General features: G+C 66.9%; 24 protein-coding genes, 2 pseudogenes and 1 riboswitch. Of the genes and pseudogenes, 17 read left to right on the top strand and 9 right to left on the bottom strand.

Translation table 11 applies throughout. The features are described from left to right. Nucleotides 1–83 precede the first annotated feature (83 nt). Both MF407_RS07575 and MF407_RS07570 read right to left on the bottom strand, forming a co-directional pair. Complete coding sequence (locus MF407_RS07575; protein WP_239701922.1) at nucleotides 84–1142, bottom strand: YncE family protein; 1059 nt, start codon at nucleotides 1140–1142, stop codon at nucleotides 84–86. A 261-nt stretch (nucleotides 1143–1403) separates the two neighbouring features. Then, entirely contained in the window at nucleotides 1404–2543 is a 1140-nt protein-coding gene (locus tag MF407_RS07570) for an aminotransferase class I/II-fold pyridoxal phosphate-dependent enzyme (protein WP_239701921.1), read from the bottom strand. A 60-nt stretch (nucleotides 2544–2603) separates the two neighbouring features. Between MF407_RS07570 and MF407_RS07565 the strand changes: the two genes are divergently transcribed. Beyond that, nucleotides 2604–3605: a magnesium transporter CorA family protein gene (locus tag MF407_RS07565; protein WP_239701920.1), complete on the top strand. Its 1002-nt coding sequence runs from the start codon at nucleotides 2604–2606 to the stop codon at nucleotides 3603–3605. A gap of 9 nt (nucleotides 3606–3614) precedes the next feature. On the opposite strand, the gene MF407_RS07560 is transcribed toward MF407_RS07565, so the two are convergent. Beyond that, nucleotides 3615–4874, bottom strand: a complete 1260-nt coding sequence (locus MF407_RS07560; protein WP_239701919.1) for a DUF2207 domain-containing protein — start codon at nucleotides 4872–4874, stop codon at nucleotides 3615–3617. A gap of 101 nt (nucleotides 4875–4975) precedes the next feature. Between MF407_RS07560 and fdhD the strand changes: the two genes are divergently transcribed. From fdhD to gcvP, 11 genes and pseudogenes are all read left to right on the top strand, one after another. After that, complete coding sequence (fdhD, locus tag MF407_RS07555) at nucleotides 4976–5812, top strand: formate dehydrogenase accessory sulfurtransferase FdhD (RefSeq protein ID WP_275578213.1); 837 nt, start codon at nucleotides 4976–4978, stop codon at nucleotides 5810–5812. A 36-nt stretch (nucleotides 5813–5848) separates the two neighbouring features. Continuing rightward, a complete protein-coding gene (locus MF407_RS07550; protein ID WP_205744612.1) occupies nucleotides 5849–6445 on the top strand; it encodes a CDP-alcohol phosphatidyltransferase family protein in 597 nt (198 codons plus the stop codon). Next, complete coding sequence (locus tag MF407_RS07545) at nucleotides 6442–7335, top strand: DUF881 domain-containing protein (RefSeq protein WP_239701917.1); 894 nt, start codon at nucleotides 6442–6444, stop codon at nucleotides 7333–7335. Before MF407_RS07550 ends, MF407_RS07545 begins: the two co-directional genes overlap by 4 nt. After that, a complete protein-coding gene (locus MF407_RS07540) occupies nucleotides 7332–7664 on the top strand; it encodes a small basic family protein (protein WP_129623862.1) in 333 nt (110 codons plus the stop codon). Before MF407_RS07545 ends, MF407_RS07540 begins: the two co-directional genes overlap by 4 nt. Continuing rightward, a complete protein-coding gene (locus MF407_RS07535) occupies nucleotides 7661–8437 on the top strand; it encodes a DUF881 domain-containing protein (RefSeq protein ID WP_239701916.1) in 777 nt (258 codons plus the stop codon). Before MF407_RS07540 ends, MF407_RS07535 begins: the two co-directional genes overlap by 4 nt. A gap of 28 nt (nucleotides 8438–8465) precedes the next feature. After that, nucleotides 8466–8855, top strand: a complete 390-nt coding sequence (gene gcvH / locus MF407_RS07530) for a glycine cleavage system protein GcvH (protein WP_129623860.1) — start codon at nucleotides 8466–8468, stop codon at nucleotides 8853–8855. Nucleotides 8856–8886: 31 nt separating this feature from the next. Further along, nucleotides 8887–9342: an FHA domain-containing protein gene (locus tag MF407_RS07525; RefSeq protein WP_129623859.1), complete on the top strand. Its 456-nt coding sequence runs from the start codon at nucleotides 8887–8889 to the stop codon at nucleotides 9340–9342. A 7-nt stretch (nucleotides 9343–9349) separates the two neighbouring features. After that, the gene (locus MF407_RS07520) at nucleotides 9350–10036 is read left to right on the top strand and encodes a MerR family transcriptional regulator (protein WP_141928502.1); all 687 of its coding nucleotides are present in this window, start codon (nucleotides 9350–9352) and stop codon (nucleotides 10034–10036) included. Nucleotides 10037–10046: 10 nt separating this feature from the next. Then, a complete protein-coding gene (locus MF407_RS07515) occupies nucleotides 10047–10550 on the top strand; it encodes a bifunctional nuclease family protein (RefSeq protein ID WP_141928503.1) in 504 nt (167 codons plus the stop codon). Nucleotides 10551–10698: 148 nt separating this feature from the next. After that, nucleotides 10699–11280 (top strand): MerR family transcriptional regulator, encoded by a 582-nt coding sequence (locus MF407_RS07510; protein ID WP_141928504.1) that lies wholly within the window; start codon nucleotides 10699–10701, stop codon nucleotides 11278–11280. An 83-nt stretch (nucleotides 11281–11363) separates the two neighbouring features. Further along, nucleotides 11364–11459, top strand: a riboswitch (glycine riboswitch). Between the two features lie 77 nt (nucleotides 11460–11536). Then, nucleotides 11537–14391 (top strand): annotated as a pseudogene (gene gcvP, locus MF407_RS07505) (aminomethyl-transferring glycine dehydrogenase); the annotation flags it as partial. 244 nt (nucleotides 14392–14635) lie between these two features. Here the strand turns inward: gcvP and MF407_RS07500 are convergent. From MF407_RS07500 to MF407_RS07485, 4 genes are all read right to left on the bottom strand, one after another. Beyond that, entirely contained in the window at nucleotides 14636–15850 is a 1215-nt protein-coding gene (locus tag MF407_RS07500) for a pyridoxal phosphate-dependent aminotransferase (RefSeq protein WP_239701915.1), read from the bottom strand. A gap of 22 nt (nucleotides 15851–15872) precedes the next feature. Then, nucleotides 15873–17843, bottom strand: a complete 1971-nt coding sequence (locus MF407_RS15830) for an SMC family ATPase (RefSeq protein ID WP_239701914.1) — start codon at nucleotides 17841–17843, stop codon at nucleotides 15873–15875. A gap of 75 nt (nucleotides 17844–17918) precedes the next feature. Further along, nucleotides 17919–18923: an SMC family ATPase gene (locus MF407_RS07490; RefSeq protein WP_239701913.1), complete on the bottom strand. Its 1005-nt coding sequence runs from the start codon at nucleotides 18921–18923 to the stop codon at nucleotides 17919–17921. Further along, on the bottom strand, nucleotides 18920–20074 hold the full coding sequence (locus tag MF407_RS07485; RefSeq protein ID WP_239701912.1) for an exonuclease SbcCD subunit D C-terminal domain-containing protein: 1155 nt from the start codon (nucleotides 20072–20074) through the stop codon (nucleotides 18920–18922). The genes MF407_RS07490 and MF407_RS07485 overlap by 4 nt, the downstream gene beginning before the upstream one ends. A 180-nt stretch (nucleotides 20075–20254) precedes the next feature. Here MF407_RS07485 and MF407_RS07480 point away from each other — a divergent pair. Then, nucleotides 20255–21735, top strand: a pseudogene (locus MF407_RS07480) (glutamate--cysteine ligase). 104 nt (nucleotides 21736–21839) lie between these two features. Here MF407_RS07480 and MF407_RS07475 read toward each other — a convergent pair. Continuing rightward, complete coding sequence (locus MF407_RS07475; RefSeq protein WP_239701911.1) at nucleotides 21840–22448, bottom strand: histidine phosphatase family protein; 609 nt, start codon at nucleotides 22446–22448, stop codon at nucleotides 21840–21842. A gap of 30 nt (nucleotides 22449–22478) precedes the next feature. On the opposite strand from MF407_RS07475, the gene MF407_RS07470 reads away from it, so the two are divergent. The 4 genes from MF407_RS07470 (at nucleotide 22479) to MF407_RS07455 (ending at nucleotide 25230) form a co-directional block, all read left to right on the top strand. Next, nucleotides 22479–22913 carry an OsmC family protein gene (locus tag MF407_RS07470; RefSeq protein WP_239701910.1) on the top strand — a complete coding sequence of 145 codons (435 nt, stop codon included), beginning with the start codon at nucleotides 22479–22481 and terminating at the stop codon, nucleotides 22911–22913. Nucleotides 22914–22919: 6 nt separating this feature from the next. Beyond that, on the top strand, nucleotides 22920–23462 hold the full coding sequence (locus tag MF407_RS07465; RefSeq protein ID WP_275578210.1) for a DUF1697 domain-containing protein: 543 nt from the start codon (nucleotides 22920–22922) through the stop codon (nucleotides 23460–23462). Nucleotides 23463–23471: 9 nt separating this feature from the next. After that, complete coding sequence (locus MF407_RS07460; RefSeq protein WP_129623848.1) at nucleotides 23472–24092, top strand: L-threonylcarbamoyladenylate synthase; 621 nt, start codon at nucleotides 23472–23474, stop codon at nucleotides 24090–24092. A 160-nt stretch (nucleotides 24093–24252) separates the two neighbouring features. Continuing rightward, complete coding sequence (locus MF407_RS07455; RefSeq protein ID WP_239701909.1) at nucleotides 24253–25230, top strand: quinone oxidoreductase; 978 nt, start codon at nucleotides 24253–24255, stop codon at nucleotides 25228–25230. Between the two features lie 66 nt (nucleotides 25231–25296). Here the strand turns inward: MF407_RS07455 and MF407_RS07450 are convergent, their stop codons facing one another. After that, nucleotides 25297–26310, bottom strand: a complete 1014-nt coding sequence (locus MF407_RS07450; protein ID WP_239701908.1) for an LLM class flavin-dependent oxidoreductase — start codon at nucleotides 26308–26310, stop codon at nucleotides 25297–25299. Between the last annotated feature and the right edge of the window lie 41 nt (nucleotides 26311–26351).

Here is a 26351-nt window from a genome sequence, read left to right as displayed (position 1 = left end):
CGAACCTCCGGAATCCTAGCCGACCGTCGCGGGAGAGCCGAATCGGACCCGACTTCGCCGACCTTTCATGCAGACGTACTACTTCAGTTCGTCGCGTCTGGCGCTGCCGAGGATGTCGCTGCAGCGGGGGAAGTGTCGTCGAACACCTGGATCCGCCCGGAGTAATTCGCGATCCACACGGTCCCGGTGACCGAGTCGTAGGAGACACCGATCGGGTTCGCGAAGGTCTTCACCGTCTGGATCACCCGCATGTCGCTGGTGCGGATCTTCTGCGCGACGTTCGCCCAGTGGTCGACGACGTAGAGCGCCTTGCCGTCGGGGGAGATGGCCATCGTCCGGGGTTCGCGCTCGGTGGGTGTGGTCGCCAGGACGACGCCGGTATCCCGGTCGACCTTCGTGACGTGATTGGCACGCGACGAGACCACGTAGAGGAACTTCGCGTCCGGCGACATGGTGATGTGGCGCGCCGCCTGGCCTACATGCGCGAACAGCGTGCAGGTGCCTGCGTCCAGGTCGACCCGATAGATGTTCGGGGTGCTGAACGCGGCGACGTACGCGGTCTTGGAGTCGGGCAGGACAACCATTCCGCGGGGATTCTTCGGCAGTGGAATCTGCTTGACCTGTCGACCGGTGGCCAGGTCGATGACGCTCATCGTCCAGCTGCACCAGTTGTTGACCAGCAGGGTCCTGCCGTCCGGCGTCACCGTCAGGTACTTCGGCACAGCGCCGACGCGGATCACTTGATCGACGGCGAACGACTTCTGCGTGTCGATCCGATACACGAAGGAGTCGACGTACCCGTTCTCGGGCCCGCAGAAATCCTGGGCGGAGTCGCGGTGGTTCGGACCGGACATGGCGTAGTTCGAGACATACGCGTACCGGCCGTCAGGGCTCCAGGCGGCCTCCACCGGAGCACCCTTCGTGCGACCGGGGAACTCCGGGAAGCCGAAGGCGGAGAGATCGACGTCGTCGGCCACGGTTGCCGCGAGGGTGCCCGTTCGTGTGTCGTAGAACGTCGCCGAGTGCGAATACATCATGTTGTTCGCGACGGCGAGTCCGTGACCGCTGGTCACGACGGACTTCGGTGTGATTGCGCCACCGATCGTCTTCGTCTCGACCATCGTCGTGAGGTCGGACGCCATCCGCGAGGCCGGCGGTGTGTTGCTCGTGCTCGCAGTAGGTGTCGGCGCGGCGGACTGCGTGGAGGCGCCGGACGACGACCTGCTCGACGTGGCAGCGCTCGAGGAGCTCCCGAGAGAGCACCCGGAGGTACTCGCGACCAGCAATATGCCCGCGAGCCCTGCAACGACTCGCCCGTACATGTGGAAACCTTCCGGCAAAGGGATGTCGCCTGAGACTAGGGCCCTTCGGGCTCCCGAGGCGCGTCCGTGCTGCCCGGCGTGTCAGACCCCATCCAGTGAAGCCATCCGCTCGATCGCCTCGGTGAGGATCTGCGGTGAGGTGGCGAAGTTGAGCCGTGCGAAACCGCGGCCTGTCTCCGGTCCGTAGTTGGTGCCGCTGGAGAGGCCCACCTTCGCTTCGCGCCGCCACACGGCGGCCGGATCGTCGCCCAATCCAGTTGCACGACAGTCCAACCAAGCCAGATACGTGGCAGCCGGCGGTGTGTACCGAATACTCGGAAGATGCTCGGCGACCAGCGCCTCGAGCAGTCGGCGATTGGCGTCCAGCTCGCGGTTCAGCCGACCGAGCCAGTCACGTCCCTGGGTGAATGCCGCAACATGGGCGATGATCCCGAAGTGGCTTGCGGCGTGCGTGTGCACCTCGTGCAGTTGTGCGAACGCTGCCTCCGATCCGGCGACGACGGCGGCCGCCTTCAGCGCAGCGAGGTTCCATGCCTTCGACGCCGACAGCACGGCGAACCCGCGCTGCCCGCGGTCCACTGTCAGGTACGGGGTGTACGAGCCGTCGTGCACCAACGGTGCGTGGATCTCGTCCGAGACGACCGTCACGTCGTGCTCGGCGGCCAGTGCCGCCAGCCGGGTGAGTTCGTCAGCGGTGTGGACGGTGCCGGTCGGGTTCTGAGGGTTGGACAGCAGGTAGGCGCTTCGGCGGCCACGTGCTTGTTCGAAAGCGGCACCGAGCGCCTCGAAGTCCAGCCGACCGGCGGAATCCAACGGTGCGTCGAGAGGCCGGCGACCGAGCATGTCGACGAACCCGTGAAAGGCGTCGTAACAGGGGGAGGACACGACGATCGAGCCGTCGACATCCGTCACCTCGCGCATGACCTCGGCGACGCCGACCATGACGTCCCCGACGACTGTGGTCCGTGCGGTGTCGATCGACCACTGCCAGGTGTCGGCGGCGTACGCGGCGACGGCTTCGGCGTACCGCGGTCCCCAGCCGTACCCGGTGTCACCGCGACGCATGGCGGCGGTGATGGCCTCCACCACCGCCCCGCACGGCTCGGCGTCCATCTCGGCAACCCACAACGGCAGGACGTCGGGTTCGAACGCGACCCACTTCACGCTGGTGCGATGACGGCGTGCCTGCTCCGGTGTGCTTGTCAGGATCTCGTAGTCCATGTGTCGAGCCTACGAGCGCGGTCCCGACCAACGGTCCCGGCGGGTCATAGGCTGACGCCCGTGACGACGAGCAACGGCCAGCAGGTCAACTGCCGGATCTGGCACGACGGCGAACTGATCACCGAGACCGTCCACCGCAGCGAGATCATCGAAGCGCTGCACGAGCCCGACCGGCTGGTCTGGATCGATTTCGTCGATGCGCACCCTGCCGACCTCGCCGAGCTGATCGACGCACTGCGGTTGCCGCCGACCGAGATCGAGGACGCATTCGCCCCCAACGAGCGTCCCAAGGTGACTCGTCACGGTGACCATCTGTTCTTCACCGCGAACACGGCGAAGTTGACCGGGCCACTGGGGGACAGCACCGAGGATCGGCTGCAGATCAAACGCATCTCCGGCTTCGTCCTGCCGACAGCGCTGGTCACCTTCCGTAGATCCGAGTTCGACATGGCGCCCGTGTTGCACGCCTGGGACCAGAACCCCGATCTGCTCAAATTCGGTCCGCGCGCTCTGGTTCACGGGCTGATGGACACGATCGTCGACGGGCACTTCGCCACGATCCAGCAACTCGACGACGACATCGAGTCGCTCGAGGACGTGTTGTTCGACCAGGACCGCACCGGTCACACATTCCAGCGGCAGGTGTACTCGTTACGTAAAGAACTGGTCGCGCTGCGCCGGGTCGTGCTGCCGATGCGTGAGGTGGTCAACGGGCTGCTGCGTCACGGCGGACGCACCAACACCGAACTCGACGGCTGGTACGACGACCTGTACGACCACATCCTGCGGGCCGGAGAGTGGACCGAATCGCTGCGTGACATGGTGATTTCGCTGTTCGAGACCAACCTGTCGTTGCAGGACGCACGGCTGAACACGACGATGCGCAAGCTCTCTGCCTGGGCTGCCATCATCGCCGTACCGACCGCCATCACCGGATGGTTCGGCCAGAACGTCCCTTACCCCGGGTTCTCCCAACCGGTCGGAGTCTGGGGGAGCACCATCGCGATCGCCGTGGGGTCGGCACTCATGTGGTGGTCGTTCCGCCGGCGCGGCTGGCTCTGAACACGCGGCTCAGAAATCGAAGCAGCCGGCGTCGCAACCGTCGCAGCCGTCCAGGCAACCGGTTGCTTCGTCGAAGATCCCGGACGCCGAATCGGTGAATGCCTCGAAGGCGCCGCTGATTTCCATCAGGCCGGCACCGGACACGTCCATTGCAGAGCCGGCGTCGATCAGTGCGCCGATGCCATCGGCAGCGAGCCCGGTCATCTCGCTCATCGCGTACCAGGCCCACGGGTCCATGGCGAACGCACCGGCGACGTCCAGGCCGTCCTGGACGTACGAACTGCGGATGGCCTCGCCGACGACCTTCGCCCAGCGATCGGCCAGTCCGAAGACGATCGCGAACGGCAGGTACCGGGTGAACAGCCCGATGGCTTCCTCGTGTCTGATCTGGTCTGCTTCGGCGGTCGCCAGGTACTTCTCGAAGCCGAGAGTCTGGATCCGTGCCGCCGTACCCGCCGCCGTCCGTGGGCTTCGCCCCGGACCGGTGAACAGCAGCAGCAGGGCAGAGATCAGAATCGCTCCGGGTATCGCGAACGGCACGAAGCTGTTGTGGCGTTCCCACGCGTCGTACGCGCCGAGGGCCAGCAACGCGGCGACGAACACCAGCAGCACGCCGAAGACTGCGGTCCACCGAGCACGCGAACGAGGATGCTTGCGATACCACCCACGATCGATCATCTCGCGGTAGAGATCGATCTGCGCTTCCCTCAACGTGAACCCGAGGTTGACCTTCAGATCGGACATTCGCACGCTGGAACCGTGGGCGAAAACAGCGGTGAGCATGCGACGCTCGGCGGGCGAAAGGCGGTGGTCGGCCGGCTGCTGCGGGTTCTTGACGAAGAGCCAGTCCTTCGGCTTCGCCGTGCCGGCCGGTGGGTGCGGCGCCGTGCTCGTCGCGGTGTTCGGCTGCGGCAGTGGCGCGGCGTCGGGGGTCTGCATCGGTTCGATCGTGAAGAAGCCCCGAAGCGAGAGGTCTACCAGCATGGCGGCCAGGTCGCGTCCGTCCACCTTGCCGTCGACGACCGTTCCAGCCACCGCGGGCCCGATGCCGGCCGGGGGAGTGAACGACACGGCGACCGTGCCCTTCCACTGCTGCCCGCCGCGGACGCGACGTGAACCGACGCGTTGTTCCGGGGACGGGAACAAGCCGGGTGTCAGACCGACGAACTCCTGGTCACGGCGCCGCCATCGCAACCAGGCGACGATGACGACCGAGATCGCGAGTATGGCTGCCGCGACCGACAGCCAGGTGATCTCCAACTCGGTCACGATTCCCAACCTCCACCGACGTACGCTCGCCCCATGACTTCCTCGACCCTAAGCCGAGCTGCGCTCTCGGCCGTCGCGGACCCGCTGGTTGGGGAGAACTGATGGGACGGCGTACCGACCGTCGACGGATGACACAGGTGTCCTTCGCGGGCGAGCAGATCAGCACCCGGACGCGCGCGGAGACGGTCGCCGTGGAGGAGCCGCTGGAGATCCGGGTGGCAGGGACGAGCCTCACCGTGACGATGCGACTGCCGGGCGACGACATGGAACTGGTGCACGGCCTGCTGCTCGGCGAGGGCCTGATCCACCACCGGGACGACCTCCTCGTCGCCCGTTACTGCGCCGACACCGACACCATGAATGTCATCGACGTGACGCTCGCCGATGGCCCCCGGCCGCTGCCGATCAACGCGCAACGGACGCTGGTGATGCACGGTGGCTGCGGACTGTGCGGTAAAGCCAGCATCGACGCGGTCACCGCCAGTGTCGGTGCGATGGAGATCCGTGGCGAGGTCGACGTCCGGGTGGTGCGTTCACTGCCACAGAAGCTCACGCAGGAGCAGCAGACCTTCGGTCGGACCGGGGGCACCCACGCGGCCGGACTGTTCACCGCGGCCGGCGAGACCGTGGTGGTCCGCGAGGACGTCGGGCGGCACAACGCGGTCGACAAGGTGCTGGGGTGGGCGTTGATCAACGATCGCGATGTGACCGACGACGTCCTCATGGTGTCGTCGCGAGCCTCGTTCGAGATCGTGCAGAAGGCCGCGATGGCCGGCGTCGGCATACTCAGTTGCGTGTCGGCGCCTTCCCAACTGGCCATTGACGCAGCGGCGGAGACCGGAGTGACGCTGATCGCGTTCAACCGCGGCGAGCGACTCACGATCTGCTCTCACCCGGAGCGCGTGCTCATCCCGAGCTCGCCGGTTCATCAGGCCTGAGCGGGCCGCACCGGTGCGGCGGCATAGGCTCTGCGCGTGACCACGGCTGAGGTGAGCAACCGCATCTGGACGGTGCCCAACGCACTGTCGCTGCTGCGACTGCTCGGCGTCCCGCTGTTCTTCTGGCTGATCCTCGCCGAGTACGACTGGTGGGCGCTGGCAGTGCTCATGATCGCGGGCTTCACCGACTACCTCGACGGCAAACTCGCTCGGATGCTCGGTCAGACCTCCAAGCTCGGCCAGATGCTCGACCCGGCGGCCGACCGGCTCTACATCCTCGCGACGATCCTCGCGCTCGCCATGCGCGACATCATTCCGTGGTGGCTGGTGTGGATCCTGCTCGCACGCGAACTGTTCATCCTGTGCCTGGGTCCGATCCTGCAGCGACACCGACTGCCGCTGCCCCCGGTGTCATTCATCGGCAAATCGGCCACCTTCAACCTCATCTACGCCTTCCCGTTGGTGCTGCTCGGGGAGCAGGCCGGCGCGGTCGGTGACGTGGCGCGTCCGCTCGGTTGGGCGTTCGTCTGGTGGGGAACCGCGCTGTACTGGGTGGCGGGAATCATGTACGCGGTCCAGGTGCGTCAGATGGTGCGCGACAGCCGCGATGCGCCACAATCGGCGCGGTCATGATCAAGCTCAAACTGCCCGAACTCACTCCCGACGAGCCCGCGCCACCGCGCGACCCGGCTGCGTCGATGAGCCTGATCAACGACGTCATCCGGCATCCGTTGGATCCCTCGTACGAGGCCGAGGCCGCCAAACGGCGGGCGTCGGGCGCGCAATCGCGTCCGATGAATCGCTCGCCGTTGCTGATCCTGACGATGATCCTCATCGGGTTCGGGCTCGCGACCAGCGCCATGGCCCTGCGCGTACCACTCGGCGTCGCGGAGAAGCAGCACGATGAACTGGTCACCCGCATCAACGCCGGCCAGAAGCTGATCGACCAACGCTCGGGCACGGTCAAGACGCTCAACGCCGATATCGCTCGGCTGCAGGAGTCGGCCCTCCAGCGCGGTAATCGCACCGGCACCACCGACGACCTGCGCGAGGCCGAGGCGATCGCCGGAGCGGTCGCCGTCAAGGGCTCGGGCTTCGTGCTGACCGTGAGCGACGCCGAGAATGCCGGAACGGATGCACAGGGGGATCCGCGAACATCCGGTTCCGACACCGGACGCGTGACCTCCAGCGACCTGCAGATCGTGGTCAACGGTCTGTGGCAAGCGGGTGCGGAGGCCATCTCGATCAACGGTCAACGGATCACCTCACTCACCGCCGTCCGCTTCGCCGGCCAGGCGATTCTGGTCAATTTCCGGCCGCTGGTGCCGCCCTACGCGATCTCGGTGATCGGCCCTGGCAGCATCAAGGCCGATTTCGAGAAGAACGCCGGCGGCACCTACCTGTCCACCCTGAGCAAGGGGGTCGGCATCACCTCGAAGTTCGAGACCGACAAGAGCATCACGATTCCGGCGGCACCGTCGGTCTCGTTGAACCACGCACGTGCATTGAAGGAGAACCAGTGATTCCCGCACTCGGCCTCGTCGCCGGTCTCGTCATCGGCATCGTGCTGTCTCCGGACGTCCCGCTCTGGCTCCAGCCGTACCTGCCGATCGCGGTCATCGCAGCGCTGGACGCGGTTTTCGGGGCAGTCCGTGCGGTGCTCGACGGCATCTTCGACGACAAGGTGTTCGTCGTGTCGTTCTTGTCGAACGTGCTGGTCGCGTCGTTCATCGTCTTCCTCGGTGACCAGCTCGGGGTCGGCTCGCAACTGTCCACGGGCGTCGTGGTCGTCCTCGGACTGCGTATCTTCAGCAACGTCGCCTCCATCCGCCGACACCTCTTCCACGCATGAGCGATCCCGCCGACAAGACACCTGAACCCACCGCACCAGGTCCGGTCACCAAGCCCTCGCAGGGGTGGGGCCGGCTGGTGCGGATGGGACGTCCCCGCCTGACGAAGGCGAACCTGCTGGCCACTCTGCTCGCGATCCTGCTCGGTTTCGGCATGGTGACGCAGGTGCAGCAGTACCGGGCGTCCGGACTGGAGAACCTGCGCCAGGAGGACCTCGTCACCCTCCTGGACGGGGTCAACCAGCAGAGCGGCAAGCTCGGCACGGAGATCAACCGGTTGACCCGCACTCGCGACTCGCTGCGGGCCGGTGGCGGCGACGCGGCCGCGATCAAGGCCGCCGAGGACCGCCTCGCGGCTCTGGGCATCCTGGCCGGCACGGTTCCCGCCACCGGGCCGGGCATCGAGATGAGGATCCCCGACTCCGAACGCCGGATCCAGCCCAACAACATCCTCGACACCGTCCAGGAGCTGCGCGACGCCGGCGCGGAGGCGATCCAGATCAACGACGTCCGCGTGGTCGCGAGCACCTGGTTCGGGCTGTCGATGGAGGGTCAGCTGATCGTCGACGGCAAGACGATCGCGGCCCCGTACATCGTGCGCGCCATCGGCGATCCGCACACCGTGTCCACCGCGTTGGCGATCCCCGGAGGTGTCCTGGAGACGTTGCGGCAGTTGGGAATTCCCGCCACAGTGCAGAGGAAGACGTCAATTGCGGTGACCGCATTGCGGCCCGCGAGCGAGCCTGGATACGCTCAGCCGGAAACATCCGAGTAAACCCAGTGCGCTGTCCACAAGGAGCATGATGAGCGACCTCGAGTACCCCGCCGACCTGCGTTACACCAGCGACCACGAGTGGGTGAAGGACCAGGGCAACGGCGTCGTGCGCATCGGCATCACCGCTTTCGCACAGGACGCACTGGGCGACGTCGTCTACGTGAGCCTGCCGGGTGTCGGCGACACCGTCACCGCAGGTGACTCGTGCGGCGAGGTCGAGTCGACGAAGTCGGTGAGCGATCTGTACGCCCCGGTCGAGGGTGAGGTCACGGCGGTCAACGAGCAGTTGGACGCCACGCCGGAGCTGGTCAACTCCGACCCGTACGGTGAGGGCTGGATGTACGAGCTGAGGCTCGCCGACGCTTCGTCCGTGAACGACCTGCAGGACGTCGAGGCGTACAAATCGTCGCTCAACTGAGCACATTCCTTCGATCGATTAGGCTTCGAGGATGAACGATCAGCAGTACCCAGGCAACGGCCAGCCGGCCGGTGACGCCACCGCGCGCTTCACCGTCGGCGGCGACGCTGTCGTGCCGGCTGAGTTCGTCGGCGAGTTGCGTCTTTCGCAGTCCGACCAGGCGATGGTCGATGCGCTGCGCCCGGGCACCGCTTTGCTGATCGCGATGCGTGGCCCCAACGCCGGCGCGCGTTTCCTGCTCGACGACGAAGAGGTCGGCAGCGGACGCCACACCGACAGCGACATCTTTCTCGACGACGTCACCGTGTCTCGCCGCCACGCGGTGTTCCGTCGCGGTGAGCACGGCTACAGCGTGGTCGACGTGGGGTCGCTCAACGGCACCTACGTCAACGGCGACATCACCGACGCAGCCGAGCTGCGCAGTGGCGACGAGGTGCAGATCGGCAAGTTCCGGTTCGTCTACTTCGGCGCGCCCACCGGCGCGTGAACGGGTCGTGACCGACCCCGCCCAGCAGCCGGCACTGTCGATCGGTGCGGTCCTGAAGCAGTTGCAGGACGAGTTCCCCGATCTGTCCCTGTCGAAAGTGCGCTTTCTGGACGCACAGGGCGTAGTCAGCCCGCAGCGTGCGGGCAGCGGGTACCGGCGCTACACCCAGCGAGACGTCGAGCGACTGCGCTTCGTGCTGCGGTGTCAGCGCGACCGTTTCTGGCCGTTGAAGGTCATCAGGGAAGCCCTGGATGCCTTCGACCGCGGACTGGAGCCCGCGCCGGTCGAAGGTCGCCCGTCGGTTCCGGCTGTCCAGGATGACTCCTCTGTGCCGAGCGTCGCCGACCTGGTCGGGGGACAGGCGCACGACCTACGCCTCTCCGCGGACGAGGTGTGCTCTGCCACCGCACTCGACCACAAGGCGCTGAACGGGCTGGCCGACTTCGGCCTCCTGAAGCCCGACGCAGACGGCTACTACGACGCGAACGGTCTGCAGATCGCGCGTGCCGCGTCCGCCCTGCTGGCGCACGGCATCGATGCACGTCACCTGCGTCCCTTCCGGTTGGCGGCCGACCGCGAACTCTCTCTCGTGCAGCAATTGACCTTCGGCCCGGGCGACACTCAGCCCGCCGAGGTCGTGCGCGAATGTCTCGCGTTGCACCTTGCTCTCGTCCGAGCAGGCTTGCAGGGGTAGCGTTGACCTCGTGAAACAGGTCGAGGTCATGGGCGTACGGGTCGAGATGCCGACGAACAAGCCGATCGTGATCCTGCGCGAGGCCGACGGCAACCGGTGCGTTCCGATCTGGATCGGTGCGCCCGAAGCTGCGGCGATCGCTCATGTCATGGAGGGTGTGGAACCGCCGCGCCCGCTCACGCATGACCTGCTGCTCAGTGTGATGGAGACGTTGGGCGCCCGCCTGGGGCACGTCGACATCACCTCGATGGACGAAGGCGTCTTCTACGCCGAACTCGTCCTGGCCGACGGCCGCCGCATCGACGCCCGTAGCTCGGACGCCATCGCGCTCGCACTGCGAGCCGAAGCCCCCGTCTACGTCGACGACTCCATCCTCGAGGAGATCGGCGTCGCAATGGAATTCGAGGAAGAGGACGAGGTCGAGAAGTTCCGCGAGTTCCTCGACAACGTCTCGGCCGAGGACTTCGAGGACGACGGCGAGGAATCCGGCGGGCCCGAGGGCGGCAAGGATTAACTATGAACTACATGTTGAAGGTTTCGACCGACCTGAAGTTCACCCGCGACACGCCGAGCGACTTCGTTGACGCTCGTGGGGGTCGGTCGTACCTTCAATCCCAGGCACGCGCAGGCGTGCAGTTGACATTCACGAGGAAGAGGTAGCCATGGCACGCGCAGATGTGCAGCCCGAAGGCTCCCGGGCTCCGGCTCCGCTGGAAGCTCCCGTCGTCGACGGCATCGACCTGCCGGACGACGAGCAGCTGGGCTACCGCGGTCCCGCAGCCTGCCGCGCGGCCGGCGTCACCTACCGCCAACTCGACTACTGGGCCCGCACCGGCTTGGTCGAGCCGTCGGTGCGCAACCCGTCCGGATCGGGCAACCACCGGCTCTACAGCTTTCGCGACATCCTGGTGCTCAAGGTCGTCAAGCGGTTGCTCGACACCGGTGTGTCCCTGCAGCAGATCCGTATTGCCGTCGCCGCACTGCGCGACCACGGTGTCGACGACCTGGCCACTATCACCTTGATGTCCGATGGTGCGAGCGTCTACGAGTGCACCTCCGACGACCAGGTCATCGACCTGATGCGCGGCGGCCAGGGCGTCTTCGGTATCGCGCTGGGCTCGGTCTGGCGCGAGGTCGAAGGCTCGCTGTCCGAGTTGCCGTCCGAGCGTCCCGACGCCGAGACGATCGCCGACCATCCCGGTGACGAGCTGCGCGGACGTCGCGAACGCCGCGCGGCGGTCTGAGGACCCCCTCGCCGGACACGTCGAACAACAGCAACCAGCACCGGGCGCCTCGAGCGCCCGGTGCTATTTTGTTGCCCAGCTCACGACACCGGGCGGGAGAGTCCCCCGCCGCAGTGGTGGTGGCGCCGAAGGTGCAATTCTCCCCAGAACCTCTCAGGCCACCGGACCGCCCGGACGAGGCGAATCTGAAGGCAAGCGCCGACAGATGGGGAGGCGAACCCGTACCTCGCCCCGAAGGAAGAGCATGACGCACAGCATGTCGAGTTCGACGCCGGATTTCGTCGGTCGCCACATCGGTCCCTCGCAGGAGGAGCTGGAAGAGATGTTGCAGGCCATCGGGTACGCCGACGTGGAGGCTCTGGTCGACAAGGCGATCCCGCAGACGATCCGCACCTCGGACGCGCTGGCGGTCGAGGCCGCCACCAGCGAGGCGGCGGTCATCGCCGAACTCCGCGAGAAGGCGAGCCGCAACCGCGTGCTCACCTCGATGATCGGTCTGGGTTACTACGGCACGCACACGCCGGGCGTCATCCGCCGCAACATCCTGGAGAACCCGGCCTGGTACACCGCGTACACGCCCTACCAGCCCGAGATCTCCCAGGGACGGCTGGAGGCGCTGCTCAACTTCCAGACCGTCGTGGCCGACCTGACGGGCCTGACCACGTCGTCCGCCAGCCTGTTGGACGAGGGCACGGCCGTCGCCGAGGCGATGGCGCTGATGCACCGAGCCACCCGCGCCAAGGACGACTCCGTTCTGCTCATCGACGCACAGGTGCTGCCGCAGTCCATCGCGGTGACCGAGACCAGAGCCGACGCTGTCGGCATCGACGTCGTCATCGCCGACCTGCGCAAGGTCACGTCCGCGAAGGACCTCGAAGAGTTCGCCGGTGGCCGCAAGGTGTTCGGCGTCGTCGTCCAGTACCCGTCCGCGAACGGCGAGATCGTCGACTGGAGCAACGTGGCCTCCGCCGCGCACGACGCCGGTGCGCTCGTGACCGCTGCGGCCGACCTGCTCGCGCTCACCTTGCTGAAGTCGCCGGGGGGTGGGGCGCCGACATCGCTGTCGGCACGAGCCAGCGCTTCGGTGTGCCCATGGGGTTCGGTGGCCCGCACGCCGGTTACATGAGCGTGCGCGAAGGTCTCGAACGCAATCTGCCTGGACGCCTGGTCGGAGTCTCTGTCGACGCCGACGGCGCCCAGGCCTTCCGTCTTGCGCTGCAGACCCGCGAACAGCACATCCGCCGCGAGAAGGCGACCAGCAACATCTGCACCGCACAGGTACTGCTCGCCGTGATGGCGTCGATGTACGCCGTCTACCACGGCCCGGACGGGCTGCGCCGCATCGCGCGCTCCGTGCACGGCAAGGCCGTCGGTCTGGCCGCGGCGCTGCGTGCCGGGGGCGTGGAACTGGTCGCCGACAGCTTCTTCGACACCGTCACCGCGGTGGTGAACGGCAGCGCCGACGGTGTCGTCGAGGCAGCCCGTGAGCGCGGTATCAACGTGTGGCGGGTCGATGCCGACCACGTGAGCGTCAGCGTCGACGAGACCACCACCGAGCCCGAACTCGCTGCTGTCGCAGCAGCTTTCGGCGTGAATGCGCCAGTGCCCGCCGATGGTGAGCCGACATGGGCCAAGAGCCTGGTGCGCGAGTCGGAGTTCCTTGAGCACCCGGTGTTCAACACTCACCACAGCGAGACCGAGATGCTGCGCTACTTGCGTGGGCTCGCCGATCGCGACTACGCGCTCGACCGCGGGATGATCCCGCTCGGTTCGTGCACCATGAAGCTCAACGCCACCACCGAGATGGAGGCGGTCACCTGGCCGGAGTTCGCGAACCTGCACCCGTTCGCGCCGGCCGAGCAGACCGAGGGCATCCGTGAACTCATCGACGAGCTGGAGCAGTGGCTGTGTGCCATCACCGGGTACGACTCGGTGTCGCTGCAGCCGAACGCCGGATCGCAGGGTGAGTTCGCCGGTCTGCTGGCGATCCACGCCTATCACGAGGCCAACGGCAACGGGCATCGCAATGTCTGCCTGATCCCGGCGTCCGCGCACGGCACCAATGCCGCATCCGCCGCGATGGCCGGGCTGAAGGTCGTCGTCGTCAAGACCGCACCGACGGGTGAGGTCGACATGGACGATCTGAAGATGAAGCTCAAGCAGCACGGCGAGAACCTCGCCGCGATCATGGTGACCTACCCCTCGACACACGGCGTGTACGAGGACACCATCACCGAACTGTGTGACCTTGTGCACGAGGCGGGTGGTCAGGTCTACGTGGACGGCGCCAACCTCAATGCGCTCGTCGGTCTCGCGCAACCGGGTGTGTTCGGCGGCGATGTCTCCCACCTGAACCTGCACAAGACCTTCTGCATCCCGCACGGTGGTGGCGGCCCGGGCGTCGGTCCGGTCGCGGTGCGCTCACACCTCGCGCCGTACCTGCCCAACCACCCACTGTCCTCGCACGCCGGACCCGACACCGGTGTGGGTCCGATCTCGGCTGCACCGTTCGGGTCGGCGTCCATCCTGCCGATCTCGTGGGCCTACGTCCGGTTGATGGGTGGGGCCGGTCTGACCGACGCCACCAACGCGGCGGTCGTCAACGCGAACTACGTCGCGAGCCGTCTGAACGAGCACTACCCGGTGCTCTACACCGGCGAGGGCGACCTCGTCGCGCACGAGTGCATCCTGGATCTGCGTGGCCTCACGAAGGACTCCGGCATCACCGTCGACGACGTCGCCAAGCGACTGATCGACCACGGCTTCCACGCGCCGACGATGTCGTTCCCGGTCGCGGGCACGCTGATGGTCGAACCGACCGAGTCCGAGAGCAAATTCGAACTCGACCGGTTCTGTGATGCGATGATCGCGATCCGACGCGAGATCCAGGACGTCATGGACGGCACGATCGCCGCCGAGGACAGTGTGCTGCGCAACGCGCCGCACACGGCCATCAGCCTCGCCGGCGATTGGGACTACAAGTACTCGCGCAAGGACGCCGCCTACCCCGAAGGTGTCGACCCGATGCGCAAGTACTGGGCTCCGGTCCGTCGTATCGACGGTGCCTACGGTGACCGCAACCTGATCTGTTCCTGCCCGGCGCCGGAGGCGCTACGAGGACTGATCAGCGCACAGCACAGCCGGTGGCGGGTCGCAGCGAAATGTTGTGACCCGCCATTTGTTGTTCCCTCGAGTACGGCCAACTCGGCACCCGCAGCTTCGTCGAGCACTTCAACGACGAGCGCACCGACGTCGACGAGCGCGGCTCCCCCCCCCCTCGGGCTCGTGACGAAACGCGAAGGGCGCCGGCACAAACGTGTGCCGGCGCCCTTCGCCATGTCGCCTGCACCGGCGGTCAGCGCATCGTTGCCAGGAACTCGTCGATCCGGCCGATCGCCTCGGTCAGCACTTCGACGTCGGGCAAGGTGACCAGGCGGAAGTGGTCGGGCTCGAACCAGTTGAATCCGGTGCCATGGGTGACCAGGATCTTCTTCGCGCGCAACAGGTCGATCACGAACTGTTCGTCGTCCTTGATCGGGTACACGTCCGGGTCGAGGCGCGGGAAGCAGTACAGAGCGCCTTCGGGTTCGACGCAGCTCACACCCGGGATCTCGTTCAGCAACCGGGAGGCCAGCTTCGACTGCTCGTAGAAACGTCCGCCGGGCACGATCAGTTCGTTGACCGACTGGTAGCCGCCGAGCGCCGTCTGGATCGCGTGCTGCGCGGGGACGTTTGCGCACATGCGCATGTTGGCGAGCAGGGTGAGGCCTTCGAGGAAGTCGGTGGCCAGGTGCTTGGGGCCGGTGATGTAGACCCAGCCGGCTCGGTAGCCGCAGACTCGGTAGGCCTTCGACAGTCCGCTGAAGGTCAGGCACAGGACGTCGTCGCCCGCGTACGTCGCGGCATGGTGGTGCTGGGCGTCGTCGAAGATGATCTTCTCGTAGATCTCGTCGGCCATGACCACCAGATCGTGGCGGCGCGCGATGTCGATGAGTCCCTTGACGATGTCGGGGGAGTAGACGGCGCCCGTCGGGTTGTTCGGGTTGATGATCACCAAGGCGTGGGTGTTGTCGGTGATCTTCGACTCGATGTCCTCGAGGTCGGGATTCCAGCCGTTCTCCTCGTCGCACCGGTAGTGCACCGGTACGCCGCCGCAGAGGGTGACCGCTCCGGTCCACAGCGGGTAGTCGGGTGCCGGGACGAGGATCTCGTTGCCGTCATCGATGAATGTCTGCAGCACCATGTTGATCAGCTCGGAGACGCCGTTGCCGATGAACACGTCGTCGACGACCGCGTCGCGGAAGCCGCGTGACTGGTAGTACTGCGCGACGGCGGTGCGTGCGCTGTAGATGCCGCGCGAGTCGCTGTACCCCTGCGCATCGGGGAGTGACTGCACCATGCCGGCGACGATCGCCTCCGGCGCCTCGAAACCGAACGGGGCAGTGTTGCCGATGTTGAGCTTCAGGATGCGGTGACCCTCGGCTTCGAGACGCTGAGCCTCGACGAGGATCGGGCCACGGACGTCGTAACGAACTCCCTGGAGCTTGCGGGACTGGCGAATGGTGCGCATGCGGTCAGCTTTCCACAGCGGGTCAGGCGGCTGAGCCCGCATCGCCGACAAGCACCTCGACCCGTGAGCCCTGCTCGGTCTTGTGCACGCGGATCTGCGCCGGCACCCGCGTTCGCAACTCACTCACGTGACTGACGATGCCCACCGTGCGACCGCCCGACCGCAACTCGTCGAGCACCTGCATCACCAGCTCGAGCGACTCGTCGTCAAGGCTGCCGAATCCTTCGTCGACGAGCAGTGTCTGCAGCGGTCGGCCACCGGCCTCGTGCAGGACGGCCTGGCCGAGCGCGAGCGCCAGGGCGAGGGACACCATGAACGTCTCGCCGCCGGACAGTGATGCGGTGTCCCGGGAGGTGCCGGTCCAGGAGTCGAGCACCTGCAGGCCGAGACCGCTGCGAGCGCCGCCCTTGGCTTTCGCGTCGGTGTGTTCGAGTTGGTAGCGGCCACCGGACATGATCGCGAGCTGGTGATTGGCCAGTGTGGTGACGTGTTCGAGGCGTGCGGCCAGCACGTAGGCCGACAACCTCATGTGCAGCGCATTGTCGCCCGCGCCGGAGACCAGGTCGGCGAGCCGGTCAAGGGCCGGAAGTCGTTCTCGGTCGGCCTCGGACTGCGCGAGATGCTGTCGGACGTCCTCGCCGAGCCGCTCGAGACTGCCCGCCGCCCGCTTGGCGTACTCGAAGACCGATTGCGCCTTCTTGTTCTCCTCGAGGGCGGCCCGGCGTCGCGCTGCAGCGGCCGCGGGATCTGCCGGCGTCTGCGCCATCGCCTCTTGGACCTCGGGCTGATCGAGCACGCCACGTGCTTGCTGGGCCAGGTTGTGGGCGTGTTCCAGCTGACGACGTAGTTCGGCTTCCTCCGGAGCGGCAATCCGCGCCGCTACGGCTTCTGCGGCGTCCAAGAAACCTTCATCGTCCAGTTGACAGTTCAGCTCCTGCGAGCAGTCCTCGGCGGTCGAGCCTGCGTCCTCGGCCTGCCGGGACAGTTCGGCCCACTGCTGAAGTTTCGACGACAATGCCTTGTGGACGAGGACGATCGACTCGACGCGCTCGTCGTCGTGCTCCGAGGTCGCACGGCAGGGACACAGCTCGTCGTGGGTGGCGAGGCAATCGTCGCGACGAGCGCGGGCGTCGGCCGCTTGGGTCTGCAACGAGTCGCGTTCGGTGGTCGCGCGGATGGCTGACTCGTCGGCCTGCTTCTCCTCGTGCTGCAGTTGTTCGGCGCGGTGGGTGAGGTCCACCTTCTGCTGTTCGCATGAGGCGAGCGCCGCCTCGGCCCGGTCGACCGACGAGCGTCGGCGCTGCACCTCGGCGCGGATCGTGGCCGCGGTCGATTCATCGAGGGTTTCGGCGGCGAGTTCGCACCAGCGCACCTGGATCAGTTCGAGCGCGCTCTGCGATGTCTCGGTCGTGCCCCGGGCAGCCGCAGCCCGACGGCCGGCGTCGTCGTACTCCTTGCGGCGGGCCGCGGCCTCGGCTTCGGCGCGGTCGATGTCGTCCTGGCGCACGATCGAAGCGGACGACGCGGGTGCGGGGTGTTCGCAGGAGCCGCAGACAGGACACGGGTCACCGGTCACCAGGCCTTCTGCGAGTTCGCCGGCGAATCCGGCGAGGCGTCGTACCCGTAGGTCGACGGCAGCGCGTTCCGCGTCCAGGAATACGGTGCGAGCTGCCTCCAGGGACCGCTGCGCGGCACTCAGGATCTTCGTCGCCGACGCGACTCGGTCGCGAGCCTGCTGCCACTCGGCGAGGACGAGTTCACGGCGTTCGAGATCGGCAACGGTGTCGATCGTCTGGCCGGCTGCGAGGGCCGTGGTCGCCAGTACTTGGAGTCGTTCGGCAACCTGGCGCTGCGCGGTGCGAACAGTTTCCTTGGCCGCCTCGGCGGCATTCAGCGTCGTGACGACCGCGGGCAGCGTGCGTTCGGCGCGGTCGAGGATGCGTGCTGCCTCGGCCGCCTGTGCCAGGGCGGGCTCGGCCTGGGCGACGCTCACACGCAGTTGCTCGGGGGAGTGGTGAGTTCGGCGAGTTCGCCGGTGACCCGCGCGAGGGCGGTTTGCGCCTGCTGCTCACGGACGCGGGCACGCTCGAGTGCGCGGATCGCCCCCTGCACGCGCGTCGCGCACATGTCGATCCAGGCGCTGCTGCAGCGCAGCCCGTTGGTCAGCACCCTCCTCCCAGGCCTGCCAGACCTGCCCGGCCCGTGCGCCCTGCTGCTGCAAACGGGCGAGTGTGGTCTCTCGATCGACCTGCTGTGTCGCGTTATCGAGCGCGGCGCTGGTGGCATCGGTGGCCGCGAGCGCGTGGGTGAGGCGCTCGGAGGTGTGCTCCCGCGTCGACTCGATGACCGTCGGCAGCGCGCAGACGGACAACTCACGCCATTGTTCGATCTGCGGGGCAAGGTCGACGAGCGACTCCTCGGCCCGCACGACCGCCGTGCGAATCTGCGCGTCCTTCGCGTCGATGGCCGAGCGCACGCAGCGGCGGGTGTCTACGAGCCACTGCTCGAGGTCACTGAATCGGGAGATGTCGAACAGCTTGCGCAGCAGATCGGCGCGGTCGTCGGCCTTCGCCCGAAGGAACGCCGCGAACTCACCCTGCGGCAACAGCACGACCTGAGCGAACTGTTGCGCGCCGAGGCCGATGAGTTCGTCGAGCACTTCTGCAACCTCGTCGGCGCGCGTACTCAACGTGCTCCACCCGGTGCCGGTGCGTTCCTGCAGCAGCACCTTCGCCGGTCGTTGGACTCGGCCGGTGCCGCGCTTCTTCACCGCGAAATAGCGCGGGGAGCGCGTGACGCGCAGGCGGCGGCCGGCCACGGTGAACTCCAGTGCCGCCTCCGGTGTGACGCCGGGACGGGCGTGGTCGCTGGCCAGCCGCTCGGCCTGCGAGCGACGTGCTCCGGGGACGGTGGAGAAGATCGCGAAACTGATGGCATCGAGCACGCTCGTCTTGCCGCTTCCGGTCGGACCGTGCATGAGGAACAACCCGTGCGCCCCGAGGGCATCGAAGTCGATTGTCTCGGTGTCGCCGAACGGACCGAACGCCCGCAGCTCAAGGAGGTGCAGCTTCACGCCACACCCGCTCGCCGGTCGGCGACACCTTCGTCGTCCTTGCCGGCGCGAGCGACCCGGATCGCGGCGAGACCTTCCTGCAGCAGCGCCTGCTCGGCCTCGTCCACCGGGGTGGAACGGACGTGCTCGACGAAGTCGCAGCAGACCTCGACGTCCGCCTTGGCGTGCAGGCGTTGGACGTAGGACTGGCCGGAGTCCGCCCGCACCGGTCCGTCGAAATGCAGCGACAACGTATGCGGGAAACGGCCACGGATTCGCTCCATGGCGGCGACCGGTTGCAGCGCGTCGGTCAGTGTCACCTCGCACCAGGCGTCCTGCGCATGATCCAACGACGGGTCGTCGAGGAGTTCTTCGAGTTCGCCCCGCAAGCGGGCCAGGCCGCGGAACACCGGCGTGGGGATCTGTTCGTAGGTGCCGGCGTCGAGGTCGACCAGCGTGGACGACTTCGGGTGGCCGACCTCGCTGAACGAGAACGGCATCGGCGACCCGCTGTAACGGACGTTGTCGCGCAGCACCTGCGGCCGGTGCAAGTGACCCAGCGCCACGTAGTCGATGTCGTCGAAGACCTCGACGGGGACGACGCCGAGCCCGCCGACCGACACATCACGCTCGGAGTCGCTGGTCGTCGCGCCCGCGACGAAGGAATGGGCCATCACGACCGTGCGCGCGGCCCCCGGGTGTTCGCGGACGCGGGACAGCGCCGCTCGCATCACTCCCGCGTGGGTGCGCTCGGTGGCACCGAGTGCCTCGGCCGCAACAGCAGGTTCGAGGTAGGGGAGGGCGTGGATCGCGGTGTCGCCCACCACGATGGGTGAACCGATCTGCGACAGATCCGTGACGATGTGCAACCCGACGCGGGACAGCAGCCGGGCACCGAAACCGAGCCGCCGGGCGGAGTCGTGATTGCCGCTGGACAGGATCACGCTGGTGCCGGCCTCCGACAGAGCGACCAGCGCATCGTCCAGTACGGCGACTGTGTCGGGAGAGGGGAGAGCACGGTCGTAGATGTCGCCCGACACCAGCAGTGCGTCGACGCGCTCGGACCGAACGACCTCGACCAGGTGCTGCAGATATGCGCGCTGGGCATCGAGCAGCCCGACCCCATGGAAGGACCGGCCCAGGTGCCAGTCGGAGGTATGGAGCAAGCGCATGGTGCGAGATTAGGTGGCACCACCGACAACCTCACCGACCAACACGGGTCGGGGTCCGGTTGCCGGGCAAGCGGACGTCCGTCGCCTGAATATTCCTGCGAAGTCCAGCGGGCGAACAGCCCTACGGGTGGTGCCTCCTGTGGTTAGTTTTGGGCGCAGCATTCGACGAAGGGGTGGGTCATGGGATCCGATATCGCAGGTACGAGTTACACCCGCGAAGAACGACAGCGTTACCGCGAGAAAGTCCGTCAGGATCTCGACGTCTTCGAACGCATGCTGCACACCCGTGGCTTCGAGTTCGACCGACAACTGACCGGCATGGAGATCGAGATGAACCTCGTCGACGGCCAGATGCAGCCGACGATGAACAATGCGGCGGTCCTGGAGAAGATCCACGACGCCGACTACCAGACCGAACTCGGCCAATACAACATCGAGCTCAACGTGAGCCCGCGTCCGATGCCGGGCGAGGAAGCTCTCAAGCTCGAGGAGGACCTCCGGGCCAGCCTCAACCGCGCCGCCGGTCTGGCCGAGGAAGCCGGCGCCCGCATCGTCACGATCGGCATCCTGCCGACGATCATGCCCGACCACTTCCACACCGAGTGGATGAGCGCGAACACCCGGTACGCAGCCCTGAACGAGGCGATCTTCAACGCGCGCGGCGAGGATCTCTTCATCGACATCGAGGGCCCCACCGGCGAGCGCCTGGCGACCTACGCCGATTCGATCGCACCGGAGTCGGCGTGTACCTCCGTGCAGTTGCACCTACAGGTGAAGCCGCTGCAGTTCGCCGCGTATTGGAATGCGGCACAGGCCATTTCGGGCGTCCAGCTCGCGCTCGGCGCGAACTCACCGTTCTTCTTCGGCAAGCAGCTGTGGCACGAGACACGCATCCCGCTGTTCAAGCAGGCGACCGACACCCGCAGTGTCGAGCTCAAGAATCAGGGTGTTCGTCCCCGCGTCTGGTTCGGCGAGCGGTGGATCACCTCGATCTTCGACCTGTTCGAGGAGAACGTCCGGTACTTCCCGGCGCTGTTGCCCGAGTGCAGCGACGAGGACCCGGTCGCACTCTTCGAAAAGGGGGAAGCTCCCGACCTGTCCGAACTGCGCCTGCACAACGGCACGGTCTACCGTTGGAACCGTCCGATCTACGACATCGTCGGCGGGCGCCCCCACCTGCGGGTCGAGAACCGCGTGCTGCCGGCCGGGCCGACCATCGTCGACACCATCGCCAATTCTGCCTTCTACTACGGCGTGGTGCGTATGTTGGCGGAGGACGAGCGTCCGGTGTGGACCCGGATGAGCTTCGCGGCAGCCAACGAGAACTTCTCGCAATGCGCTCGCCGAAGCATCGACGCGAAGGTCTACTGGCCGGGCTTCGGCGAAGTCGCTGCGGACGAACTGATCCTGCGCCATCTGCTGCCGCTCGCACACGAGGGTCTGGAGAAGTGGGGGTCTCGCAGGCGGTGCGCGACCGTTACCTCGGTGTCGTCGAGGACCGCTGCCGCGCCGGCGTCAACGGGGCGACCTGGCAGATCGCCTGCGTGAACAAGCTCGAGGAACAAGGACTGTCGCGACACGACGCACTGGTCGCCATGATGGAGCGTTACCTGGTCGGCATGAGCGCGAACGAGCCCGTGCACACCTGGCAGCTGCCCTGAGAATCGGACGGCGCAGCCGGCTCAGGATCCGCGTCGTCTCTTGTCATCGGCGCACGTTCCAAAGTGCGCCGATCACCGGAGGGTGCTCGGATTGCGGTGCCGGATCAGTCCTTGATCTGGTGGTTCCACACCTGGATGGTCGGCTGACCGTGGTGGAAGCCGAGCATCGAGATCGAGCCGGCACCCAGCAGCAGACGGGCGCCGAAGCGGGGGCTCATCTGCAGGAACACCGATGCCAGGATGCGCAACGAGTGACCGTGGGCGACCAGCGCAACGTTGCCTTCGTCGATCATCGGCGTCACCTTCGCCAGGACGTGGGAGACACGGGCGGCGACGTCCCACACGGACTCGCCGGGAGTCTTGCCCGGGACGACACCGTCCTTGAAGACCTCCCACGTCGGATCGCCGACCTGCTCGCGGATCTGCGGCGTGGTCATGCCTTCGTAGCCGCCGTAGTCCCATTCACGAAGTTCGGGCGCGATCTCGACATCGCGCAGACCGGCCAGTTCCGCCGTCCGGACTGCCCGTTGCATCGGTGAACTGAACGCGCCGATGAAGTTCATGTCGGCCAGGAAGTCGGCCATCCGGCGGGCGTCCGCTTCGCCGTCGGGCAACAGCGGCATGTCGGTGGTGCCGGTGTGCTGGCCGGTGCGGGACCACTCGGTCTGGCCGTGTCGGATCAGGACGAGGCTGTGCTCCACCGGTTGGCTCATGGCCGCCACGCTAGTGGCAGGCTTGGCAGCATGACGAACAACGACGCCATGCGCTCGGTCTCCATCGTCCGGACGTCCGCCGGCAAGTTCCGCGCGACCAACGCCCGCGGCGGCATCCTCGACTTCGGCAGCGGCGGTGACGACCAGTTCACGCCGGTCGAACTTCTGTTGGCCTCGATCGCCGGTTGCTCGGCCATCGACGTCGACATCTTCACCAGCCGTCGCAGCGAACCCGACACCTTCGAGGTGACGGCGTCGGGGGAGAAGCTGCGCGACGAACAGCACAACCACATGGGGCCGATCACGGTGCGGTTCGAGGTCACGTTCCCCGAGGGCGAAGCAGGCGATGCCGCTCGCAAGGTGCTGCCCGATTCGGTGCAGCAGTCGCACGACCGCCTCTGCACGGTCAGCCGGACCGTTCAGCTCGGCGCACCGGTGACGATGCACATCGCCGAGGGCCACTGAGCCTCGATGGCGGTCCACATCGCGTTCCTGCGAGCGGTGAACGTCGCGCCTCGGTGGGTGAAGATGGAGCAGCTGCGAAAGCTGCTGTCCAACAACGGTTTCGATGACGTCGAAACTCACATCCAGTCAGGAAACATCCGGCTCAGGACGGCCATGCGCAGCCGCGCGAAGATCGTTGCCACGCTCGAGCGCCTGATCGAGGACGAGTTCGGCTTCCCTGTCCCGGTGGTGCTCCGAACACCGGATCAACTGAGCCGGATCGCTGCCCACGCCGATGCATTGCCCGATCCCATCGACGGTGTGCAGAGTCGCTATGTGACGTTCTGCGTCGAGACGCCGTCGTTCGATACCGCGCGGACGATCGGCGGCTGGGAGGTCGACGGTGAGCGACTGATGGTCGATGGTGACGAAATCCATTGGTGGCTGGCGAAATCTGCGCACCAGGCGAAGATCTCCAATGCGCGTATCGAAAAGCTGGTCGGGCCGGCGACCACCCGCGACCTGAAGGTCGTTCGCGCCCTGGCCGCCAAGTGGGGCAACCCGGCGTAAATTTGCGCCATGGCCCGCTATTACGACGTCCACCCGGTCGACCCGCAGCCGCGCAGCATCAACCAGGCGGTCGACATCCTGCGCGACGGCGGCCTGATCGCATATCCGACAGACTCCTGCTTCGCGCTCGGTGCGATGCTCGGCAATGCCGACGCGAAGGATCGGATCATGCGAATCCGGCAGCTGGACGACAAGCACCACTTCACGCTGATGTGTCACGACTTCGCACAGCTCGGCCAGTTCGTGATCATCGACAACAAGGTGTTCCGTGCGCTGAAGGCCGCGACGCCGGGCCAGTACACCTTCATCCTGCCGGCCACCTCCGAGGTGCCGCGAAGGTTCATGCACGCCAAGAAGAAGACCGTCGGGGTGCGCATTCCGAGTCACCCGGTGGTGCACTCGTTGCTCAGCGCCCTCGGCGAACCGCTGCTGACCAGCACCCTGTTGCTACCCGGTGAGGACGAACCGATGGTCGACGGCTGGTCGATCAAGGATCGCCTCGATCACGAGGTGGACGCCGTCATCGACAGCGGGGAGTGCGGCACCGAACCCACCACCGTCGTGGACTTCGCGTCCGGCTACCCCGAGATCGTCCGGGTCGGTGCCGGCGATCCCACGCCCTTCGAGTGACTCAGCGGGCGGCGTCGGCGGAGACCGGCGCCGCGTCCTGGATGCGCAGGAAGGGGACCCAAGGCCCCGATGGACTTGGACGATCGTTCATGTCGGCCCGTATGACCAGCCTCCGACTCCGGGGAAGGATTCGTCGGCATGGCGGTCATAGAGTGAACACATGACGCGCGCACTCATGGTGACCGAACACGGCGACCGATCCGTCCTCGCAGTGCAGGACGTCGATGTCGTACCGCCCGGGCCGGACGAGATCCAGGTGCAGGTGGCCGCCATCGGAGTCAACTTCATCGACGTCTACAAGCGGCAGGGCGTCTATGCCGGTGACACCCCGTTCGTCCTGGGCGAGGAGGCTGCCGGCGAGGTCGTGGCTGTCGGTGACGGCGTGGCAGATTTCGCCGTCGGCGACCGAGTTGCCTGGGGCCAATCCGGCGGCAGCGCAGCCGAACTGGTGAACGTGAAGGCGTCTGTCGTGGTGCCCGTGCCCGACGGTCTGGGTCTCGATATCGCCGCGGCGGCGATGCTGCAGGGGATGACGGCTCATTACCTGGTCAACTCCACCTGGCCGGTGCAGCGCGATCAGGTCGCGCTCGTCCACGCCGCTGCCGGAGGCGTGGGTCAGCTGCTCGTGCAGATGATCGGGGCCAAAGGGGCCGACGTCATTGCGACGGCCGGCAGCGAGTACAAACTGCGCATCGCGCACGATCTGGGTGCCGCACACACGATCAACTACCGCGAGTTCGAAGGTGAAGCCTTGGCCCACGAGGTCCGACGGGTGGCCGGGCGCGGCGTCGACGTCGTGTACGACGGCGTGGGCGAGACGACCTTCGACGCGTCCCTGGCCAGCCTGCGTCCACGCGGGATGATGGTGCTCTTCGGCGGAGCGAGCGGACAGGTGCCGCCGTTCGACCTGCAGCGCCTCAACAGTGGAGGGTCGCTGTTCGTCACCAGCCCGACGCTGCGTGACTACCTGCTCGACCGCGACGAATTGCTCTGGCGTGCACGCGAAGTGCTCGGTGGGTTGGCCGACGGCTCGTTGCGTCTGGAGATCGGGGCGAGTTACCCGATCGACCGAGCGGCAGCGGCTTATGAGGCTCTCGAGGGCCGCCGAACGACCGGCAAGGTGATCCTGACGCCCTGACGTGCGGCGCCGAATCCCTCACCGGGATCCGACGACGCAACTCGCCGGCGAGTCACCGTGTCTCGATCAGCCGGGCAGACCCCAGGCCTGCGCCAGCGCGTCGTAGGACTCGCGACGGTGCTGCGGGTCGAAGGTGTACGTCGTCACGATGACCTCGTCGAGGGAGTACTCCTCGACGAACTCGCCCAACCGGTCGCGGACGGTCTGCGCCGTCCCGACGAAGGTCGCGCGCTCGTCGGGTCGCCCGGCGAACTGCAGTGCTGCCTCCGGGATCACCGTCGAGAGGTCGTCGACCGGCGGCAGGAGCGGGCCGAGTTGTCCGGTGCGCAGGTGGACGCGCATCTGCTGCGAGGTGGTGAACAGCCGCTCCGCCTCGGCCTGGGTGTCGGCGATGATCACGTTCGCCCCCGCCATCACCGTCGGCCGGTCCACCTGTGCTGTGCGCACGTCGGCCTGGAAGTGCTCGCGGTACACCTGCAGCGCCTCCCGGATCTGCTGCGGTGCGAAATGGGAGGCGAACGAGTAGGGCAGCCCAAGTGCGGCCGCCACCTGGGCGCCGCCGGTGGACGACCCGAGCATCCACACCGGAACGTTCGTGCCCTCGCCGGGGATCGCCCGGACGCCGCCGGGCAGCGACCGCGGCTCGCCCAGCAGATCGATGATCGCGACGACGTCCGATGCGAATGAGTTCAGGTCCGGTTCGCCGCGCCGCAGGGCGGCAGCGGTCATCGGGTCGGTGCCGGGGGCGCGTCCGATGCCGAGGTCGAAACGGTCGCCGTACAAGGTGGCGAGGGTGCCGTAGTACTCGGCGACCATCAGGGGTGCGTGGTTGGGCAGCATGACCCCGCCGCTGCCCAGGCGGATGCGTTCGGTGTGGTGTGCCAGGTCGGCCAGCACCACCGAACTCGCGGACGCCATGAAGGTCGTACTCCCGTGATGCTCGGCCACCCAGAGGCGCTTGTAACCGAGGCGATCCACATCGGCCGCGAGGGTGCGCGTGTGGTCGAAGGCGGTCGAGCGCGCCATTCCTTCGCTGACCGGGACGAGTTCGAGGACCGAGAGCGGGACAATTGGGTTCACGGTTGGTCAAACCACTGCACGGGCGAGGTTGTTCCGCGTCC

This window comes from Yimella sp. NH-Cas1 (genome assembly GCF_022359705.1).
GTDB classification, from domain to species: Bacteria; Actinomycetota; Actinomycetes; order Actinomycetales; family Dermatophilaceae; genus Yimella; species Yimella lutea.
This window is presented reverse-complemented; position numbering and strand designations above follow the sequence as displayed.

What these genes read in the sequence shown, in the direction of transcription:
- fdhD (WP_275578213.1), top strand. Translation starts at nt 4,976, where the DNA reads ATGGGACGGCGTACCGACCGTCGACGGATGACACAGGTGTCCTTCGCG.
- MF407_RS07500 (WP_239701915.1), bottom strand. Translation starts at nt 15,850, where the DNA reads ATGCGCACCATTCGCCAGTCCCGCAAGCTCCAGGGAGTTCGTTACGAC.
- MF407_RS07525 (WP_129623859.1), top strand. Translation starts at nt 8,887, where the DNA reads ATGAACGATCAGCAGTACCCAGGCAACGGCCAGCCGGCCGGTGACGCC.
- MF407_RS07485 (WP_239701912.1), bottom strand. Translation starts at nt 20,074, where the DNA reads ATGCGCTTGCTCCATACCTCCGACTGGCACCTGGGCCGGTCCTTCCAT.
- MF407_RS07475 (WP_239701911.1), bottom strand. Translation starts at nt 22,448, where the DNA reads ATGAGCCAACCGGTGGAGCACAGCCTCGTCCTGATCCGACACGGCCAG.
- MF407_RS07535 (WP_239701916.1), top strand. Translation starts at nt 7,661, where the DNA reads ATGAGCGATCCCGCCGACAAGACACCTGAACCCACCGCACCAGGTCCG.
- MF407_RS07575 (WP_239701922.1), bottom strand. Translation starts at nt 1,142, where the DNA reads ATGGCGTCCGACCTCACGACGATGGTCGAGACGAAGACGATCGGTGGC.
- MF407_RS07570 (WP_239701921.1), bottom strand. Translation starts at nt 2,543, where the DNA reads ATGGACTACGAGATCCTGACAAGCACACCGGAGCAGGCACGCCGTCAT.
- MF407_RS07470 (WP_239701910.1), top strand. Translation starts at nt 22,479, where the DNA reads ATGACGAACAACGACGCCATGCGCTCGGTCTCCATCGTCCGGACGTCC.
- MF407_RS07455 (WP_239701909.1), top strand. Translation starts at nt 24,253, where the DNA reads ATGACGCGCGCACTCATGGTGACCGAACACGGCGACCGATCCGTCCTC.
- MF407_RS07545 (WP_239701917.1), top strand. Translation starts at nt 6,442, where the DNA reads ATGATCAAGCTCAAACTGCCCGAACTCACTCCCGACGAGCCCGCGCCA.
- MF407_RS07510 (WP_141928504.1), top strand. Translation starts at nt 10,699, where the DNA reads ATGGCACGCGCAGATGTGCAGCCCGAAGGCTCCCGGGCTCCGGCTCCG.
- MF407_RS07460 (WP_129623848.1), top strand. Translation starts at nt 23,472, where the DNA reads ATGGCCCGCTATTACGACGTCCACCCGGTCGACCCGCAGCCGCGCAGC.
- gcvH (WP_129623860.1), top strand. Translation starts at nt 8,466, where the DNA reads ATGAGCGACCTCGAGTACCCCGCCGACCTGCGTTACACCAGCGACCAC.
- MF407_RS07465 (WP_275578210.1), top strand. Translation starts at nt 22,920, where the DNA reads ATGGCGGTCCACATCGCGTTCCTGCGAGCGGTGAACGTCGCGCCTCGG.